The organism is Bacteroides sp. L008, assembly GCF_040812255.1.
Lineage (GTDB): Bacteria > Bacteroidota > Bacteroidia > Bacteroidales > Bacteroidaceae > Bacteroides > Bacteroides vicugnae.
The window spans coordinates 3765542-3784380 of sequence record NZ_JBFNXO010000001.1; the positions used below are offsets into that span (position 1 = coordinate 3765542).

The 18839-nt window shown below is 42.0% G+C and carries 11 protein-coding genes; all 11 read right to left on the reverse strand.

What is annotated here, in order from left to right:
- Positions 1-93: 93 nt before the first annotated feature.
- The 11 genes from AB3G73_RS15060 to AB3G73_RS15110 all read right to left on the reverse strand — a co-directional run bounded on the left by AB3G73_RS15060 (position 94) and on the right by AB3G73_RS15110 (position 18834).
- Entirely contained in the window at positions 94-636 is a 543-nt protein-coding gene (locus tag AB3G73_RS15060) for an RNA polymerase sigma factor (RefSeq protein WP_195649350.1), read from the reverse strand.
- Positions 637-1134: 498 nt separating this feature from the next.
- Positions 1135-2247, reverse strand: a complete 1113-nt coding sequence (locus AB3G73_RS15065; RefSeq protein ID WP_320980223.1) for a glycoside hydrolase family 88 protein — start codon at positions 2245-2247, stop codon at positions 1135-1137.
- Positions 2248-2262: 15 nt separating this feature from the next.
- Positions 2263-4473, reverse strand: coding sequence for a glycoside hydrolase family 3 N-terminal domain-containing protein (locus tag AB3G73_RS15070; RefSeq protein ID WP_195649404.1), 2211 nt, complete (start codon positions 4471-4473; stop codon positions 2263-2265).
- 15 nt (positions 4474-4488) lie between these two features.
- Positions 4489-5253, reverse strand: a complete 765-nt coding sequence (locus AB3G73_RS15075) for a hypothetical protein (protein WP_229128605.1) — start codon at positions 5251-5253, stop codon at positions 4489-4491.
- 7 nt (positions 5254-5260) lie between these two features.
- Positions 5261-7990 carry a sugar-binding domain-containing protein gene (locus tag AB3G73_RS15080; RefSeq protein ID WP_195649352.1) on the reverse strand — a complete coding sequence of 910 codons (2730 nt, stop codon included), beginning with the start codon at positions 7988-7990 and terminating at the stop codon, positions 5261-5263.
- 101 nt (positions 7991-8091) lie between these two features.
- Positions 8092-9885 carry a glycoside hydrolase family 2 protein gene (locus AB3G73_RS15085; protein WP_195649353.1) on the reverse strand — a complete coding sequence of 598 codons (1794 nt, stop codon included), beginning with the start codon at positions 9883-9885 and terminating at the stop codon, positions 8092-8094.
- Positions 9886-10045: 160 nt separating this feature from the next.
- Positions 10046-12103, reverse strand: a complete 2058-nt coding sequence (locus tag AB3G73_RS15090; protein WP_195649354.1) for an alpha-galactosidase — start codon at positions 12101-12103, stop codon at positions 10046-10048.
- Positions 12104-12357: 254 nt separating this feature from the next.
- Positions 12358-13911: a DUF4832 domain-containing protein gene (locus tag AB3G73_RS15095; RefSeq protein ID WP_229128606.1), complete on the reverse strand. Its 1554-nt coding sequence runs from the start codon at positions 13909-13911 to the stop codon at positions 12358-12360.
- Between the two features lie 22 nt (positions 13912-13933).
- Positions 13934-15505, reverse strand: a complete 1572-nt coding sequence (locus AB3G73_RS15100) for a DUF4832 domain-containing protein (RefSeq protein WP_367745180.1) — start codon at positions 15503-15505, stop codon at positions 13934-13936.
- A gap of 72 nt (positions 15506-15577) precedes the next feature.
- Positions 15578-16879 carry a SusE domain-containing protein gene (locus tag AB3G73_RS15105; protein WP_229128607.1) on the reverse strand — a complete coding sequence of 434 codons (1302 nt, stop codon included), beginning with the start codon at positions 16877-16879 and terminating at the stop codon, positions 15578-15580.
- A gap of 26 nt (positions 16880-16905) precedes the next feature.
- The gene (locus AB3G73_RS15110) at positions 16906-18834 is read right to left on the reverse strand and encodes a RagB/SusD family nutrient uptake outer membrane protein (protein ID WP_367745181.1); all 1929 of its coding nucleotides are present in this window, start codon (positions 18832-18834) and stop codon (positions 16906-16908) included.
- Positions 18835-18839 lie beyond the last annotated feature (5 nt).

The following is an 18839-nucleotide window of genomic DNA, read 5'->3' on the forward strand; positions in this document are numbered from 1 at the left end:
TAGAAGTTCCTTTCTACTTATAAAGACGCAGAGGTTAGATTTATCTATAGGTTTAAATTCAACTTTTTTCTTTCAGGGCTCTTTTTTTTCAAATCACCCATTCACAAGTTTCTTTTTCAAAGCATTCATAGCATATCCTATATGATAATTCACAGTAGGAAGCGAAATTTGCAACATATGCGCAATCTCTGCATAAGGTATTTGTTCTAGTTTTGCCAAAAAGAATACGTGCTTACATTTAGGCGGTAAACTTTTAATCGCTTCATTCAAACATTGCATTTCTTCACGTGAAAGCATGTCGTCCATTGGACTCTGCATATCAGGAAAAGAGAAATCTTGGAGTTCCTCAAAAGATATTTCTTGATTACTTTTGATCTCTTTCCGTAAATAAGAAATTGATTTTCGATAAACAATCGTATTCAACCAGCTCGACATGCTAACAATTTCCAAAAGTGTCCTACGTAGTCTCCACACTTCAAGGAAGACATCACTCACCACCTCTTCAGCCATTTCTTTCTTACTAAGAATACCAAAGGCATGATAGTATAGTCTTCTCGAGTATCGATTCATGAAACTATTAAAGGCCAGTTCATCCCCTTTCGATATCAACAAAAGTTCTCTTTCCAGGTCTTCCATTTAAGATATATTAGATTACTACTTTATATATTGACACCTAAACTTCATGTATTATATAGGTATCGTTATACTAAATTAACATTTTCAATCGATTAATGCACATTTTAAAACGACTTATCTTTCAACAAATATTAAAATTAATGTGGAGTTACCTGACCATTCCCTAAAAAGCTTATTTCATCAAGATTCTATCCATTAAGCTATCGCGATATTTTTTCAATTACACAGGTATGATGAAACAAATTCATGCATGCCGCAAATGTATTGAAAATAAGGAAACACAGAAATATTTATGCCACGAAAATATTCGTTTTACTGATTATTTCTAATTTTAGTATGTTTTCTATGAGATTATTCTTTTCCAACAATAAGAAGAACCATATCAACACTCAAAAACAGGGTTTGATATGGTTCTTCTATACTCAATAATTACAATCTGAACTTTATAGAGTGGGTATTTTCAGTTTTGATACAATTTCCTTTTTATATAGAAATAAATCATTTCGCCATCTTGTAAATTTCATTACCTGCCATCAAGAAAGCACCTACTCCATAAACCTCCGTCATGTCACGGGTTACTTTCTTTGGATCAGCACCAATTTGCTGCACATAACCTAACTTTCCATTGGGTTCCACTGCTGAAATAAGAGCTTTCCATCCTTTTATCATCACTGGAAGATAAGTTTCTCTATCCAATAGCCCTTCATTAATACCATAAGCAATAGCATAAACTATAAATGTTGTACAACTTGTCTCCGGTGAAGGATAAGAAGCAGGATCTAACAAACTTGCATGCCAAAAGCCATCAGGATGTTGCAGCCCCCCAACTCGTGTAGCCAGTTTCACAAACAATTCCTCATAAAATTTACGGTTCTTATCCTTCTTAGGAAGCTCTTTCAGTATTTCAACTAAACCACCAAGTACCCAGCCGTTACCACGCCCCCAAAAGACTTTCTTCCCATTGGCCTCGCGTTTCTCAAAATACCGCCAGTCACGATAAAACAGTTTTTCCTCTTTGTCGAACAGATAATCATAAGTCGCTTTATACTCGCGATTCATAAACTTGATATACTTCTTATCACCAGTCAACATATACAGCTTGGCATATACAGGAGGAGCCATAAAGAGGGCATCGCACCAAGTCCAGCGTTCCAAAGTCTTCAAGTCGCCATCCACCAATTTGAAACTACCATTAGATGGATGATCAATAATCCATTCCGTGCGAGCCAGCGTAGGGATAATCATTGATTCATTTTTGTATTTGCGATATAGATCCAAAAAAGACTGTGATACAGCAACGTCATCAGCATGATAAAACCGTTTATCCGGCTGCCAGCAATTCCGGCGGCCAATATGAGTCAGCCATTTATAATAACTGTCATCATTGTCTTCTTTTTCGGCCAATTCAGCCCAATCGATCATGCCGACATAAAGAGCACCTTGCGGCCAGTTCAGGTCTTCATGCTCAGGGGCAGGATGTGGATTGGCAATCTGCCAATCTGCAACCTTTCGCATGATAGATTTGATCTCTGCTTTTTGAAAAGGAACTTCTGCTGCCATTATCAAAGCAACACATATCAGAGAAGTTCCCAATAAAAAAAATTTCTTCATTATATATTCATTAGTTTATGATTCAGTAGCTACTTCTACCTTTACTTTCTTATCCTTCACTTGTATGTAATATGTACCCGATTCAAAAAAACGTCTGCCATCTCCATCCACAAAACCCAGATCGTGCAACAAATCCACTTCGAACTTGAATATTCCAGTCTCACCTGCCTTCAGCATTCGCTTCTCAAAGTATTTCAATTCTTTCACCGGACGAGTAATTGTAGAATAAGGATCCGTAATGAACCAATGAACAGTCTCCATACCGTCTCTATCACCAGTATTGGTCACTAGTACTTCTACAGTTAGCTTATCTCCCGGACATAGTTGAGTAGCAGAGGCTTTGAGATCACCATACTCAAAGGTAGTGTAACTCAATCCATGCCCAAACTCATAAAGCGGTTCAATTGTAACATCCTGATATTTGCCTTGGTGAGGACGGGCACTCTGACGCCGATTATAATAAATAGGAATCTGCCCAGCAGTATAAGGGAAAGTAATAGGCAACTTACCGGAAGGATTGATTCTCCCCATAAGAATACCCGCAAGCGGTCTACCGCCAGCAATGCCCGGTTGCCAGATTTCGATAATAGCATCGCAAACCGGATCCAGACGGCAGAGTTCCAAAGGACGTCCGCTCGACAGAAGCAGTACAATCGGTTTGCCTGTCTTCTTCAACTCCATGGCCAACTTTTCCTGTATTTTCGGCAAGGCAATAGAGGCACGCGAAGCATTCTCTCCGCTCCAGTTCCGCTTTTCACCTAAACAGAGCAGGATTACATCCGCCTCCTTTGCCGTAGCGACAGCTTCGGCAAAGCCGGATTCATCATTGCCTTCAAATTCACATCCTTTGGCATACAGCAATTGCGATTTATCCTTTAATTCTAATTCTAGTCCATCATAAATTCCTATCACATCACCATCTTTACCGTGAGCCGTCCAAGACCCCAATAAGTTCCAGCGATTTTTACCCAAGGGGCCAATCACCGCAACCCTCGTATCCACCGGCAATGGCAACCGATTCTCCCTATTCTTGAGCAATACAAAAGACTCTTCTGCCAGTTTCTCCGCCAACCTTATGTCTTCCGGCTGTAAAAAGCGCTCTTTCTCTGTAGTCTCTCTGATATAAGGGTTTTCAAACAAACCCAATCTGAACTTCAGACGGAGTATACGGCGAACGGCATCATTCACCACCTCTACCGGCACCTTGCCTTCCTTCACCAATTCAATCAGGTATTTGTCATATCCACGAGACATCATGTCCATATCCACACCTGCCATTATTGCTTTTTCACTAGCTTCTTTCAGATTAGCGGCAGCTCCTTGAGAAATCAGCTGAACAACGGATCCCCAGTCTGAAACTACAAATCCGTCATAATTCCAACGACCTTTCAACACCTCTCGCATCGTATAATGATTGGCAGAGGCAGGTACACCACTGATATCGTGGAAGCCACTCATCAGGGTAGCAGCCCCCGCCTTTACTCCCATTTCATAGGGAAGCATGTAGGTATCCCAAAGAGTCTGCGAAGAGATTTCCGTGTACACATAGTCACGCCCCGCCTCCGAAGCTCCATAACCGATATAGTGCTTCAGGCAAGCAGCAATATGCTCTCCATCTGCCAAGTCATCGCCCTGATACCCTTTCACGGAAGCTACAGCAAAGACCCCGTTCGTATACGGATCTTCCCCATATCCCTCGGAAACACGTCCCCAACGAGGATCACGTGCCACATCAATCATCGGTGAAAACGTCCAATCCAATCCAGCCAGGCGTGCTTCTTTGGCAGCCATAGCACAAGCCTTCTCCACCAAAGCCGGATTCCACGAACAAGCCTGTGCAATGGAAATCGGATAAACCGTACGGAATCCATGAATCACATCATGCCCAAACAGGACAGGTATACCTAATCGAGATTCTTCCATCGCCTTTTTCTGTATATCGTTACGCAGACGGGGGCTGGTACTATAATAAAGAAGTGCACCGATTTCCGCCGGAATATTCTTCACTTCTTCACCAATGTTGTTCGCATTCGTATTCCGTCCCGCAACGTACTGACTTAGTTGAAGTACCTTCTCCTCCATTGTCATGCGCAAGAGTAAATCCTCCACACGCTTCTCTGTCGGAGCATTTGCATTCTTATATACAGGAGACTTTTCTTTCTTTGCTTCAAGTGTACAAAGCATTATACAAAGGCACAACCCGCACACTACAAACCTTTTTGTCATCATTACTTCTTTCATTTAATTAAATATGGCTTTATCAGACAAGCGCATAATGCGTTTGCCGTTACTTTTCAGTTCAAAAACGATCAAAGAGTTTGTTCCCTTTTGCAATATATCTGCCGGTAGTTGTATGGATTGCTGCGCATTCTGTTCCCAGTAAGAACCCGCATAATGCCCATTCACCCATACTTCCCCCATTCCCCAGCCAGAAACATCCAAATATGTTTCTGCAGGCGTCTCTACCGTAAATAATCCTTTATAGAAACAAGGGATACCACCGTTCGCCTGTGGAGTGAAAGTCAGTTCACCGACCGAACATTCACGTACCGCCAAAGGAATCATTTTCCAATTCTCGATTTCCGTGCCTGACAAAGTTATGCTGCCAAAAAGCCCTTTGGAGTTATCCAGTATCTCCGGTCCATAGGTAATACGACCGATATTTTCCGCATACAACTGCAAGGTGTGTTCACCTGCAGACATTTGTAGGGCGATTGTTTTTTTCTCTTCGGTTATCCATCCCTGCAACCTTCCGTCTACATACACAGAAGCATAGTCCCTTACATTTTCCAATGCTAACACGGGATTCTTCTCTCCTGCCGTGACCGTTGTTTCATAAAGAGCGTATCCAAACTCTATCCCCAATTCATTCATTGGCAACAATTCCTGTGCTTCCTGCACTTCTCCGTAAATTTGTTCCAAAGAAGCCGTCTCCGACATCTGTATTTCCTGTGCTGATACAGATGTCATAAATAACAGACCTAGAATTAAACTAAAACTTTTCATCCTTTCTCTATTTTCTTAAGAATGATTCTATAAATGATTCCTCTACCTTCACCTGCGGGCTGAAGCGATCACTCTTTACATAACGATCGATACTAACCAACAGCTGTTGAGTAGCGGGACGTTTCTCCATTTCTTTCTTCGTATCTAACGCCAATACCACTAGCTTTCCGTTTCCTACTTTAGCCTCAAAACCAATTCCCAATTTGTGGTTGGTCTCATAACTATCTATCACTTGAATAAACGGACGTAACTGGCGTGGTGCCTCGTCCATCTCAATTACTTTAGCATGTGCCAGGATATCCCACCACTGCCAATCGAGATGTTTTTCCGTGACGAAATCATCAAACATGCCCTTGTCTGTATGAATCAGACAACCCAATGTCATCGGTTTCCACTTGAACATGATAGGATTCCAGAAATGATTATGAAAATTAGAACTACGCCCTTTCACTTTGGCCGGCATCGGACATAAAACAACTTTCTTCCCTTCTTCAAGGAACCGTTTAGCCTTGGCATCAAAAACCGTTGTATAGAGAACATCTGCTGTAGATTGCATCAATTCTTTCAGGTCCCGGCGAGGATATACCCAAATGTCCCAGCTATTATTTATTGTATGATTAACTGACAAATGGACAGTCAACTTTTGAGGAGCAGCGATGCCATTTAGTGCATAACGAAATTCTCCTGCAGGAAAAACACCATTATTACCGATATTCTGTGTCTTTAGTTTTCCGCTTTTCAATACTTTTCCATCTTTATCTGTCACCCACCATTTAAACTTGGCATTTTTTAGAGTAGAAAGGCTATAATTATAGATTTCCGCTTTTCCCGTGAACACTTCGTCATTGTAATACGAACGTTGCGGAAAACGTAGCAAAGCAACAGTCGGCGCACAGAATTCCCTGAATTTCTCTGGCGTAATTAATCCTTTGGAATTCCAGAAAGGATCGAGAATACCAACAGGAGCATACCCCTGCCCTGTAAAATCATTAATTGACAAAAGTTGGAAACCTGACTTCAACCAGGTACGTAGCTGGGCTTCAATCACATCTTTATATTCAAGTACGGTTTGCGCACCGGAAACCTGATAGAAATCATCAGCCTGATCCAGCATCCCATGTGCCTCCAACGAGTCACGATACACTTCAAAATTACGCGCCTGCACAGGACCTGTAAAATTAGGTATTTCTTTAAAATTAGGATAGATGCAACGTTGTCCCGACTCATGGGAAATCACAGGTACATCAATACCTAATTCTTTATTTTTGTCCCAATCAGTATATGGTCTTCCTTCATAAATAGCCATATGCCCTTTAGTTGTCTGATGAGTAATATAGAATTGGTCGGACTTGACGCGGGTACGGGCTGTCGAACCGCTGTATAATCTGCGGCTGTCATTTGTCCGTCCATAATGAGTAAGTTCCTCAATAAAGTCAAAGTTTCCGGTAATCTCATTACCATTACAATAAAGTACAAAAGAAGGGTGATTGCCATACTCCTTCAGTATGGCTTTCTGCTCACGACGAAAGAAATTGTAACGGGCCTCATCCGGTTCAGCATCTTTTCCCCACATCGGCATTTCTACTTCCAGGTAAACTCCCAATTTATCAGCTACCCTGAAGGCAGCCGCAGGCGGACACCAGGAATGAAAACGCATGTGGTTCATTCCATAGTCCTTCAAAATAGTCAATACACGTTCCCAGGAAGCATCATCTACCGGGGCATACCCAGTTTTAGGAAATACAGCGTTCTCTACCGTACCGCGTAAATGTATCCGGTGACCGTTGAGATAAATTTTATCTTTATCCACCGCTATCTCACGCATACCAAAAATGGTGGATTTACAATGCTGATAGTTTTCATTATCGGCAGTCGTAGCCAACTTGCACTGCAAGGTATAAAGATTGGGGGTAAATTCATCCCACAACTGAATATTTTTCCCTAATGCAATCACATCTTCCACATAAAAAACAGAATCATTACCACTGACTGCCATCTCTTTATTCAAATCATACTGATTGCCGGAGATTGTAAAAGTAGCTTTCCCGGTAACCGGTTTATGAGTATGATTCAATATCTTCATTTTTACTTTCACCGAACAGTCTGCTACATTCGGATATAACTGCATATCTTCAATATATACAGGGTCTATAGCCATCAACTTCATTTCACCCAGTATGCCATTCCAGTTAATTTGCGTAAATTCGGAATGGGCATGATCCCATTTGTGCGTATCGTACTGATAACGATTATCAATACATACTGTAAAAAGGTGCGCCTTACCCGGTTTCACAAAATCCGTCAATTCATGATTGTGAGGTACACTGACATAATCAATCTTACTAACTTCCTTCGTGTCTACATAAATGGAACTTAACCAATGTGTCCGTTCAAAGTACATGAAAATACGTTTCCCTTTCCATTCTTCCGGAATAATGATTTCACGTTGATACCAAGCCGGCCCCATATACTCATACACACGTGTCAAACGATCGATATGGCGATAAGGAGATTTGTAACCTATCTTATAATCATCCGTGATCCCCGGCAATACAATTGATTCTTGCAAACGATGCATATAACGAACATCCAGCGAGCCACGCCGGAAATCCATCACATCTGTCTGAAATCCCCACTTACCGGATAAGTCTATCTCTTGCGTCTGCGCCTTCATCGGTAATAATTGAACTACCATCGCAAATGCAATAAAAGCTAATTCTATCAACTTGTTTCTCATATAAATATCTATTAATGGTCTTTTTCCAAATGTTGGTGAGCAATATGATAGCCAGTACCTGATAACACGACTAGTTACCAGCCGACATCATAACTAGTTTTCTACTCACCAGCTTTTGTTTTATAATAATCCTTCATCAAGTACCACGCTTTCTTGCGCATCCCCTGATCCGAGATTAAGCCTTTCCGATTCCAACCATCCTGATTGGTCGGATGGAAACGGAACGGAGAGCGGAAATCAAATAAAATCCAGGGTGATACGCCTCGAAGATTTGGTATATTATCAAACATACGGATGTTGTCTCTATAAAGCCGGGCCTGATATTCTTCACTCCATGAACTTGCCACATTCTCATCTCCCGACTGCCCGTATAATGCTTCGCCACCAAATTCGGATATAATCAGCGGTTTGTCCGGTATCACTTTCCAGGCAGCATTTTCCGGCTCAATTGGCCAAGGATGATACCAACCCATATATTTATTGACTGCCACAACATCCAACTGTGAAGTAAATGAATCTTCCATCACGAAACATTTTTTTTCACGGTTAAAGCGCACCAAGTCGAAAGCTGCTACATACAAACGGGTTGTATCCAATTTCTTACCTGTCTCCAAAAGTGAGGTAAGGAATTCATTCCTTTCTTTAGATGGCTGTGTCTCATTTGCAATCCCCCAATATCCGACAGCACACCTGTTCTGATCGCGTTTAATCATTTCCGTCAGCATCCTTTGAGCTTTCTTGCGAGTATTATTATCAATAAAATCAATTCCTTGCCAAATAGGTATTTCTTGCCAGAGGATAAAACCCATTTTTTCGGCCAACCGAACCGTGTATTCATTCTGCGGGTAGTGTGCAAGACGGATCATATTCACACCAAGTGCTTTCGCCTCATCAAGCAGCATAGCTGCATCAGCTTCGGAAAATGCACGTCCCATACGTTGGGGGATTTCTTCATGAAAAGAAATGCTGCACATGAATGCCGGCTTACCATTCAAATAAATATCTGTTCCTTTCACCGTGATATTGCGAAAACCGATCTGCTCTTTTACACAATCACCAGCAGAGGAAATTATTACTTCATAGAGTTTGGGATTCTCCGGTGACCAACGTTGTAACTTCTTCACGTTGAACTTTCCTTCTGCCTTTCCTTCTGCATCAGTCTGCATATCAATGCTTGTTTTCAGTTCTGGAATAGCAATGGTAATCTTCTCACCCGGCTTCTTATCTGAAAGATGTACTTTAGCAATAATCTGATTGGGAGATTCCTTATCCAATTGGATGAAATAATCTTCCAGATATGTTTGTGGAGTAGTAACCAATAATACATCACGTGTGACACCACCATAGTTCCACCAGTCAAATGACATGGCGGGAATGGCATCTTTTGTACGACGATTATTCACCTCAACCACAATGAAATTATCGCCTTCATTCAGCAGGTCTGTCACTTCTATCTGAAAAGGTGTAAATCCCCCTTCATGACTACCGATTTCCGTTCCATTCAGATAAACGCGGCAACGATAGCTGACAGCTCCAAAATAAAGGAACTGACGCTTATCCACCAACCGTTTAGCATCAAAATGGCGTGCATACCACACGGTTCCTTCGTAGTATTTAAGTTCCGGCATTTGTGAATTCCAATCTCCGGGAACATTCAACCGCAATCCTCCTTTAAAAGAATATTCATAGAAATCAGTGGCACCCTTAGGCCTTTGATTCCTATATACCTTCATTCCCCGCCCCTGGTCATATAAATCAATGATGGCATTCCATTTACCATTTAAGGAACGAATATCCCGGCCATATACATTAGTCATCAAATTTTGAGCTACCATATTCCCTGCAAAAAGAATAAATAGCAACATACATACGATTGTCTTTTTACTGATTTGCATTAATTTATCTGTTTATGAAGTTAACATTTATTTTCGTAGCTATTAGCTATTTGTACCCGACTTATTGGATCTATATGCCCAGCGTGTTGGATATATAGATCCAACGTGTTGAATATATATGCCCAATACGCTAGATCTATAGATACAGCGAACAGGATAACTATCTTATCTCATACCGATACATCATAAAGTCATTACTCTCTGGTAGAGAGACTTTGATGGCTCCTTTCCTATCCACAGTAGTTGCTATCCTCTTCCCATTCCCCAACACCGGAGTGCATACCACTTCAGCACCTTCAGGCAACCAGGTTTCTATCCATGTCTCCTCCCGGTCATTATTTTCCCTGTAAATAAGAAGATAACCATTCTTTGGCTGACAAATAGATTGAAATCCAGTCCAAGATCGACCTGAAGGTTCATCGCCAATTGGCAAAATGGTTCCTTGATGGAAATCATATTGCACAGTTTTGTACTTCTCGATTAAATCTTTAATGCCCAATGCTTCTTCCGGCAAGTTTGAAGCCTCAAACCAAGCCAATGGTTGCCCTGCCATAGTGGTTGCAAACAAATATTCGAAAGAATATCGACCAGGAGCAAATGGATCATCTCCGTATTTTTTGATATTTCTCCAGTTGTTCAAAAACTCAATTTGAAGTTTCTCTGCCGGAACATATTTAGACAGCATCCACAGATTACGAAGCGTCCAGTAAGGATAGTAATTCTGCCAATCCGTATAACGGTTCTCCAAAAAGATATTTCCATATTCATTGAACATATGATAACCTCCCCGCCGACTGGCCGTTACATCCAGATTGAACATGACTTTATTATCGGTTTGTGCCAAGACTTTATCGAACAGGTTGCGGAGATTAATCTCTGCCTTTTTGGTAGGAATAGTCAATCCGTCAATCTTAAAAATACGAATACCATATTCATGATACAAACCTATCAATGTTTCAGCATCTTTCTCCCAATCAGCAAAGTCATTCTGCACACTTGGGTTAAACCACAAGCCAATCTCAATACCTAGTTTTTTTCCTTTCTTTACGATAGGAACCAGCCCGTGAGGATACTTCACAGGGTCTGGTTTCCAATAGTCCTTGTTATCCCAAATATTATTAAAGGAACCTTTGGCCACCGCAGAGTTCGGACTTTTGCCCACCTGCCATCCATCATCTATCTGAAAATGAGTGATTCCCAATTTAGCTGCACGCTCTAACTCTTGCAGACAAAACGCCTCATTGACTTTAGTATCCTGACTACGGTCTCCCCAAGTATTCATCATAATCATTTCATCACGATCCCGAAAGTGACGGCGAATATTCTTCTGATAATTGCGAAGAGCTGTCAGTGCCTGCAATTCACCTTCACCATATACCCCTGTAACACAACTGTATGTTTTTGTCCATTCCTCTTTCTGAATATCCTTTTCGGTAATTCCTAGTCCTGTAACCATGAACTTTCCAAATTCTGCTATAAAATCAACGTTTTTATAGGCCAACTGAACACTCGAACAAGGAGATTCCTTCAGAAAGAAAAAGCCGTTACCGTCTTCTCCGTTTCGCACAAAAAGCAAATTTCCACGGTAATTATTCTTACGATAAGCAATAATATCTCTTTCAGCCAACAGATTATTATTCCAGTCCGTCACATCCCAAAACTCAACAGCTTTAGCATGCCAGTGCTGTCCTTTGAGATACAATTGGTCGAGAATAGCCGTAACGGATTTGGATTTCATGTCTTCAACGAACTCAATGTTTTTCCGGTCAGCCGCATTTTCTTCCCGTCCGCCCAAAAGACTGTTAACAGTCCCTCGCAGATAAGTGTCGCATGCTATAGCCGGACAACCGTCATATATGCGATAAATCCTTTGTATATCCAATCCTCCCAAAGAAAATGTTACTGTCGTCTTCAAGTAAGCCGGATGAATATCGGTCGCAGCAACCTTTTCTACACAATAAGCCCCGTTGGAAACTTTCCGGATATCCCTGGAAATAAAAAAGTCCGGTGCTTGCTTTACTGTAAAAGTTGTTTTCCGGTTTACCTTATCGCTCAAACTATAGGTGATAAGATTACCGTCATTCCAAATAAATTTTCGTTCGATACACTCATTTCCAATCGCTAATGTATCTCCCTTCAACTCGCTATAACAAGTCTCCCGTGCGTAGAGCGAATATATAGTAGAGGCAACAACCAAAGTTGCAAATAGTCTTTTCATGGTTCATTAAGTTATTAGTATTTCTTTAAGGCACGCGGGACGGACAAGTGCTCATGTGCCTCATTAAATAGATCAGTAACATATATAGTGAGGTATAACCAATAACAGAATAGTCATTAGTTTCTTCATGATATCATTCGTTGTTATTGTGTTTGAACTGAAGAAGCCGAAGAAAAGATACACTTATAGAAAGTGTAACTTTCTTCCATTGACTTCTTAAAAATTAAAGATGTAAGATTGACTATACGGATGAATTACCTCACGGTAACTTCTTGCAACTTAGCCCACCCGGCACTTAATAAGTTTTCCGGCACAGCCATTTCCAAGCCAATCGTATTATCCTTGGTCGTATCGACAAGTCCCACTGCCCAATAATAGTTTCCTGGGACTACCCCCTTGAGACACAAGTCAAAAGTGTATACCGCAGGAATGCCCTGCATCCATTTAGACAGGTCTGTCTGTTTGTCAACAAACACTTTCTGCACTCTGTTTTGACTGTCCATCAGTGCAAAAGCCACTTTATATTTCTGGTTCCACTGCGGGATATTGGTAGGGCAATATCCCCAGCCAAGGTTGTTCCAGCGATGTATAATCCGAAGTTTCTGATTCTTCACTACATCTGTAGGTACGGAAATCATATCCGGATAGAGGCGATAACCACCTTCCGAAATAAACTGCTGCACAAGCGGGAATGTATTGTGAAACCATGATTCCGTTTCACCTACACGGAAGTCCATCATATTGACACGCGCCTCTTTACTATCATCAAATTCTCCCTGACGCACATCTTCAGGGTGTCCTTTCCGATAATTGCGGGGGTCAACCCAAAAACTGTGGATTTTGCCTGTAATCCATCCGCCTTCCATTAGTATGGGGCGAACACCAAAATATTTCTTGGCAAAGTCACGTTCCCATTCACCATAATACAACCCCATACCGAAAGCGTCATGACGCAAAGAATATCCTTTTTCAACTACATCATCAAGCAGAAACTCACTGTCAAGGTCATACTTGTTATCATCCCAGTCCTTACCGGCACCTACAAAGCGGTGGTAATTGATGACAACCGGAACATTCTTGAATGCTTTCAGATACAGATCCGACAACCAGTCGAGTACAGGTTTCCGGGGCATTTCATCTCCCGTAGAATAAAGTGTAGTGTGATATTCGCCCCATTTACCTAAACCCGTTCCATCAATGAAGTCTACTTCCTCCGGATTGCCGAAATCTTTAGCCAGTGCCCAGACAAACTTTTCATAATATTTCTGGAAGATAGGATCATCGGGATAAGGTGACCATCTTCCTCTCCACACAAAACCCTTTGTACCGGCTTTCCGTACGAAATCGGGAGTAAAATCGTAACCTTTGTCACGACTGTCTACAACTACCCGGAAAGCAAGACGCATATTTCTTGCACGTGCTCCCTCAATCAACATTTTCAACATGGGATCCGTATTCCATCCGTAAACATTCTCTTTAGGATTCAATTTCTTCCAACTGGTACGGATATAAAGGGTATGGGCATAATCGGACACCTTTACCGTTCCCACACCGGGCACCTGCATATGGTCGCACTTCTCCCAGAAGTCTTCTTTCACACCGGGGGTAGCATAGAGCACCCATCCGGTCTGCGGATTGCGCAACAGGCGTTGCCTATCAGGTTCTATTCTTATGATCTTGTTATCCCTCGCTAAGTTTTCTTTCAAAGCACTGGCAGGCTTCCCATCACCCAAATTGGCGGCTTGAAGCGCCATCGAGCCAAGAAATATAGATACAAGAAATCCAACTTTCATTTTACCTTTCATCATACTTTTCTTCTACATGTTTTACTTAATTCACCGTAATGGTCTTCAACTTCAACCAGCCGGAATTCAACAGATTATCATCCTGATTCACTGCCATTTCAAGTCCGATCTCATTGTCCTTGGTTACGTCTACCAGACCTACAGCCCATGAATAAGCACCTACGGAAACGCCTTTCATACTCAATTTGGTAGTATAGGTGGTCGGAGCTTCCTTCAGCCAAGTAGACAAGTCGCTTTGCTCGTCCACAAATATCTTTTTCACTTCATTATTATCATTCAGCAATGCAAAAGCCACTTTATACTTCTGATTCCAAGCCTTGATATTAGTAGGACAATATCCCCAGCCCATGTTGCGCCAGCGATGAACAATAGTGACATCCTGACCACCATTTACCGAGACAGGCAAAGAAACCATATCCGGATAGAGGCGATATCCCCCTTCCGCTATAAAGCGCTGCACATAAGAGAAAGCTTTTTCAAACCATGATTCTGTTTCTCCCAAACGGAAGTCCATCGTATTGACACATTCCAGCATGGAATCTTCAAACTCTCCTTTGCGGACATCTTCAGGATGACCTTCCCGATAACGATAGGCATCATCAAAATACCAATAACGATGCGTGTCGGTAACCCATCCACCTTCCATAATGATAGGAAGCTTATATCTCCATTTTCGAGCAATGCTTTTCTCCCAATCCTTGTAATAACCGCTCATTCCAAAAGCGTCGTGACGCAGGATGTATCCGTTATTGATGGCTATATTCAGTAACGGTTCTGCATCAGGCGGCACTGTCTCTTGCCATGAATCCTGGTAGGTATCCCCCAGCATACGATGATAGTTAATCACCAAGGGCACTTTCGTGAAACAACGTGCATACAATGCAGTAATCCATTCCATTACCGGAAACTTGTTCTCATTGTTGGCATAAACCATAGCATGCGACTCTCCCCATTTACCCAATCCGTAACCATCAATAAAGTCCACCTTATCGGGGTCATCATATTGGCGTCCAAAAGCTTCGACAAAATCTTCATAGTGTTTCTGAAATACTTTATCATCAGGATACGGACACTTATTATTTTCGTTATTATACCATTTGCAACCATCGTCGAACACAAATTCTGGTGTGTTCTGCGTCTGGTCACGTCCATCTACCAGTACACGAAAAGCAATACGTACCCCCCTATCATGTACACTTTTAATGATGCGTGAGATATCAGAGTTAGGATCGTCCCAGGCATATTTTCCCTTTTGGGGTTCCAGTGTCTTCCAATTCGTACGCAAGTAGCAGGAGGAGGCGTAATCAGAGACCTTCACGTATTTTGCCAAATCGGGCACATACATATGGTCGTAGCCTCTTTCTTCCCAAAATGTCTCGTTTTTCTCACGAGCCAAATACAGCACCCAGCCATTCAAAGGATTCCGAAGAACACGTGTCTTATTAGGGTTAATCCGCACCGTGACATTCTCAGCAAGCAAATCTCCATCACCAGTATTTTCCGTCTCACTTTCGCTATTCGAGCAAGCAATTGCTACCATAGCCCCGAAAAGCAACACGCCCAAAGGCATCATTATTCGTTTACAGTTCATTCTCATATAGTTATTCTTTAAAAAGGAGGATATGCCGCCCTAAAAACAGGGCAAGCACACCCTCTTCAATAAATGACTTTAATATTCGCTCATGTATATTCGCATATTTCTTAAGTCGACGATAGTCAGCAATGGTCTCATATACCATGTGAACATAGCCTCACGATACTGCTCACGGGCCTCACTTTCCGCATGGATAGGTGTCCAAGTGTTCAGCTTCAGTTCTTGCTTGTATTTCCATCGGCTATCACTCTGATCCAATGCAAGTATATCATCAGGAATTACAGGAACAAGACACCATGAGAAATGAGGACCACCGGGGTAACCGCCTTCGAAATGCGGGACATCAAGAACGAACTTACCGTTTTCTTTTTTATCCGAACCGCCTCCCCAGGCAGAAGTCCATGAAATCTTGCCGACAAGCAGTTGCGGATCGGCCAAACTCGGTTTGAAGCCGCCGCCCTTTAGGTCATTACCCCACATAGTAATGTCACCATATGCCCAAAGATTAGTAACCTCCACATCATGCCATCCATCCAGTTTATCCACAAAGTGCGCCTTATATGGTTCCAGCTTCTTATCCGGTGAGTAGATTTTCAGTTTCCGGGTTTCTGTATTCAATATTACACGATATTCTCCATCCTTAGGCAAGTTCAACATCGCAGGCTCATCTCCCAATACAACATCTACCTCTTCACCGTCTACCCAATTATCAACACCTTCTGCCAACTGAATATAAGTATCACCTTGCTCAGTTTCTAAAGTGATCCCTATCTCACCTTGTACCAAATCTTGTACAAATGCATACTGGAATTCATTCTCTACTGTCTTACTCATTACCAACTTGTCATTGTCGGTAGAAGTACCGGAGAGAACAATACGATCAGCTTCCCACACCAACGGACGATAAGGACGTACATTTACAGTAACAGTACGCACTTCGGGCATTGCATAACGAGGACCACCCTCCCACTTTGCAATGACACGGAACTGCACAGGCACTACTTTGGAGTAATTCTGCCCCCACTTATCCACCAGCAACATTTGCAGTTCTTCAGTGGTATAACTCTTATTGAACACCCCATAGTCCTCATCAACACGCACACAACTCTCAAACTCATGTCCTTCGATATCTATCTTGGTCACATAAGAGAGAACATATTCTTCGGGCATCTCACGAGCAGGCGTCCACTCAAAACTCAGTGCCACATTATTCGGCTTGTCTCTGTCCAGTTCTATATCCGTAGCCGAAACAGTCAGTTCCATTTTCTCACCAGGGTTGATGAGCCACGTCAAGTCTGCTTCCTTCTCCTCCTTACATCCGCCAAGGATAAACAGTACTACCAATGACAGATATTTATAAAATAATTTGTTTCTCATATTTCTTATTGATTTTATAGTGTTAATCAATTCATCCAGCCCGGCATCTGTTTTAGATTCGGATTCTTGTCTATCTCATCTTGGGGTATTGGCCACCAATAGCTGATAAACTTACGAGTCTGATAAGATACCCGTTTATAAAAGTCATCTCTATTGTCCTTTTCTGCCAACATATTCATACCATAGAAGTTGCCATTCAGCACATTCTCCGCCTCTTTCCAACGACGTAAATCGAACCAACGCAAACCTCCCTCACAATTCATCTCAACTCTTCTCTCGCGACGAATCAGTTTCCGCATCTCCTCCTCGTCGGCAGGAATTCCAAGACCAGATGTCCCATACTGAGGAATACCGGCCCTTTCACGAATCTTGTTGACGTATTTTACAATATCTTCTTTCTCCGAATTGTAAGTACCTTTGGCAATACTATACTCGAGTGCTGATTCCGCATAACTCAAATAAGCCTCGGCGAGGCGGTAAAGGATTCCCTGGCGTGACTTATAAGTACCCGTATTTGTTGAGTGAACAAAAGTTGGGTCCACGTGCTTACGAATCAAATAACCAGCCGACGGATTATCATGTGACGGCTGTCCGTCTTCCCCATTAAAGAAAAAATTTGTCGCTTTCCCTTTTCCCCAATGGTATTGTTCGTTGTAGACTACCGATATATAAAAACGAGGTTCACGATTGCAGTACATATTAAATGTATTCTTCGGGGCAACCACATGAGAATCACCACTAGCACTGGCACCTGCCACAGCATAATGCCAGTTGGTGGCACGTACATCATCTTCGGTAGAGTAACCAGTTTCACTGTATTCAGTTTCTGCATTAATGACAGCTGTTTGTGTATTGCCACTATTGTTGTATCCTAAAATAGGCATTTTACCATCCTTCATAAAAAAGTCATCCACCAGTAACTGAGTAACACCTAGCGAACCTAAACCACCAGCACCACGAGGAAGAGCACAATCATCAAACCAACCTGCGTTATCTTTGGTACGCGGAAAGATAATTTCCGTATTGCCTTCTTTGTAAGTTTTCATCATCATGTTCTGATACGAAAGAAACGGATCTATGGTGACCCCATCAGACAGATATTCTTTATATAGAGTGTGCCCTGCTTTCTCTGCCTCTTCTATCAGCAATTTATTAGCATCTTTCGCCCTTTTCCAATGATTCGATTCGGGAGTTGCACTAAAGATTTTCACACCATCCACATTGGTCATCGCTTGCATTTCCGGATCAGGATTACCATTCACCAAATCGCTGGCGGCAAACGTCAGCAGGCGGGCACGAATAGCCAGGCAAATCAACGAGGTGATACGACCGTATTTATTGGCTTCATCATAAGAAGCAGGCAACTGGCGGGAAGCTTCCAATAACTCATTGGCAGCCCAGTCCACCACATCATAAAAAGGCTCTTGCTTCAACAACAAAGATTCACCGGATATCTCTTCTGCTGCCTCACGGATAATAGGCACTCCACCATAGGTCATCGCCATCATAGCGTGATAGTAAGCGATAAAGAAACGGCACTCTGCCTTCATGTAATTAATTTCCTTTTCAGATACATCAGGCAAAGGATGTGCATATTTAATGAGAGTATACGCCTGACGAATAGCCTGTGGGTACGTTGACCAATAAGTCACCACACCCGGATTAATAGGTGTCCAGTTTCCATTCTGATACTGAATTGCCTTAAAACCCTGTGATTCCCATCCTGTAGAAGGAGCCAATTCATCACCAATAGCATCCGGTCCGTCGTAAATATAAAATTCAGGCATTACAACGTAGAGATAGGATAACCAACGTTCCAAATTAGTTTTATTAGCAAATACATTCTCCAACGTCAGTTGATCGTCCGGTTGCTTATCCAAATAATCAGAACAGGACGCTAAAGGTAATATCCCCAAAACACCCAATAAAATATATGCAATAATTCTATTTTTCATATCAT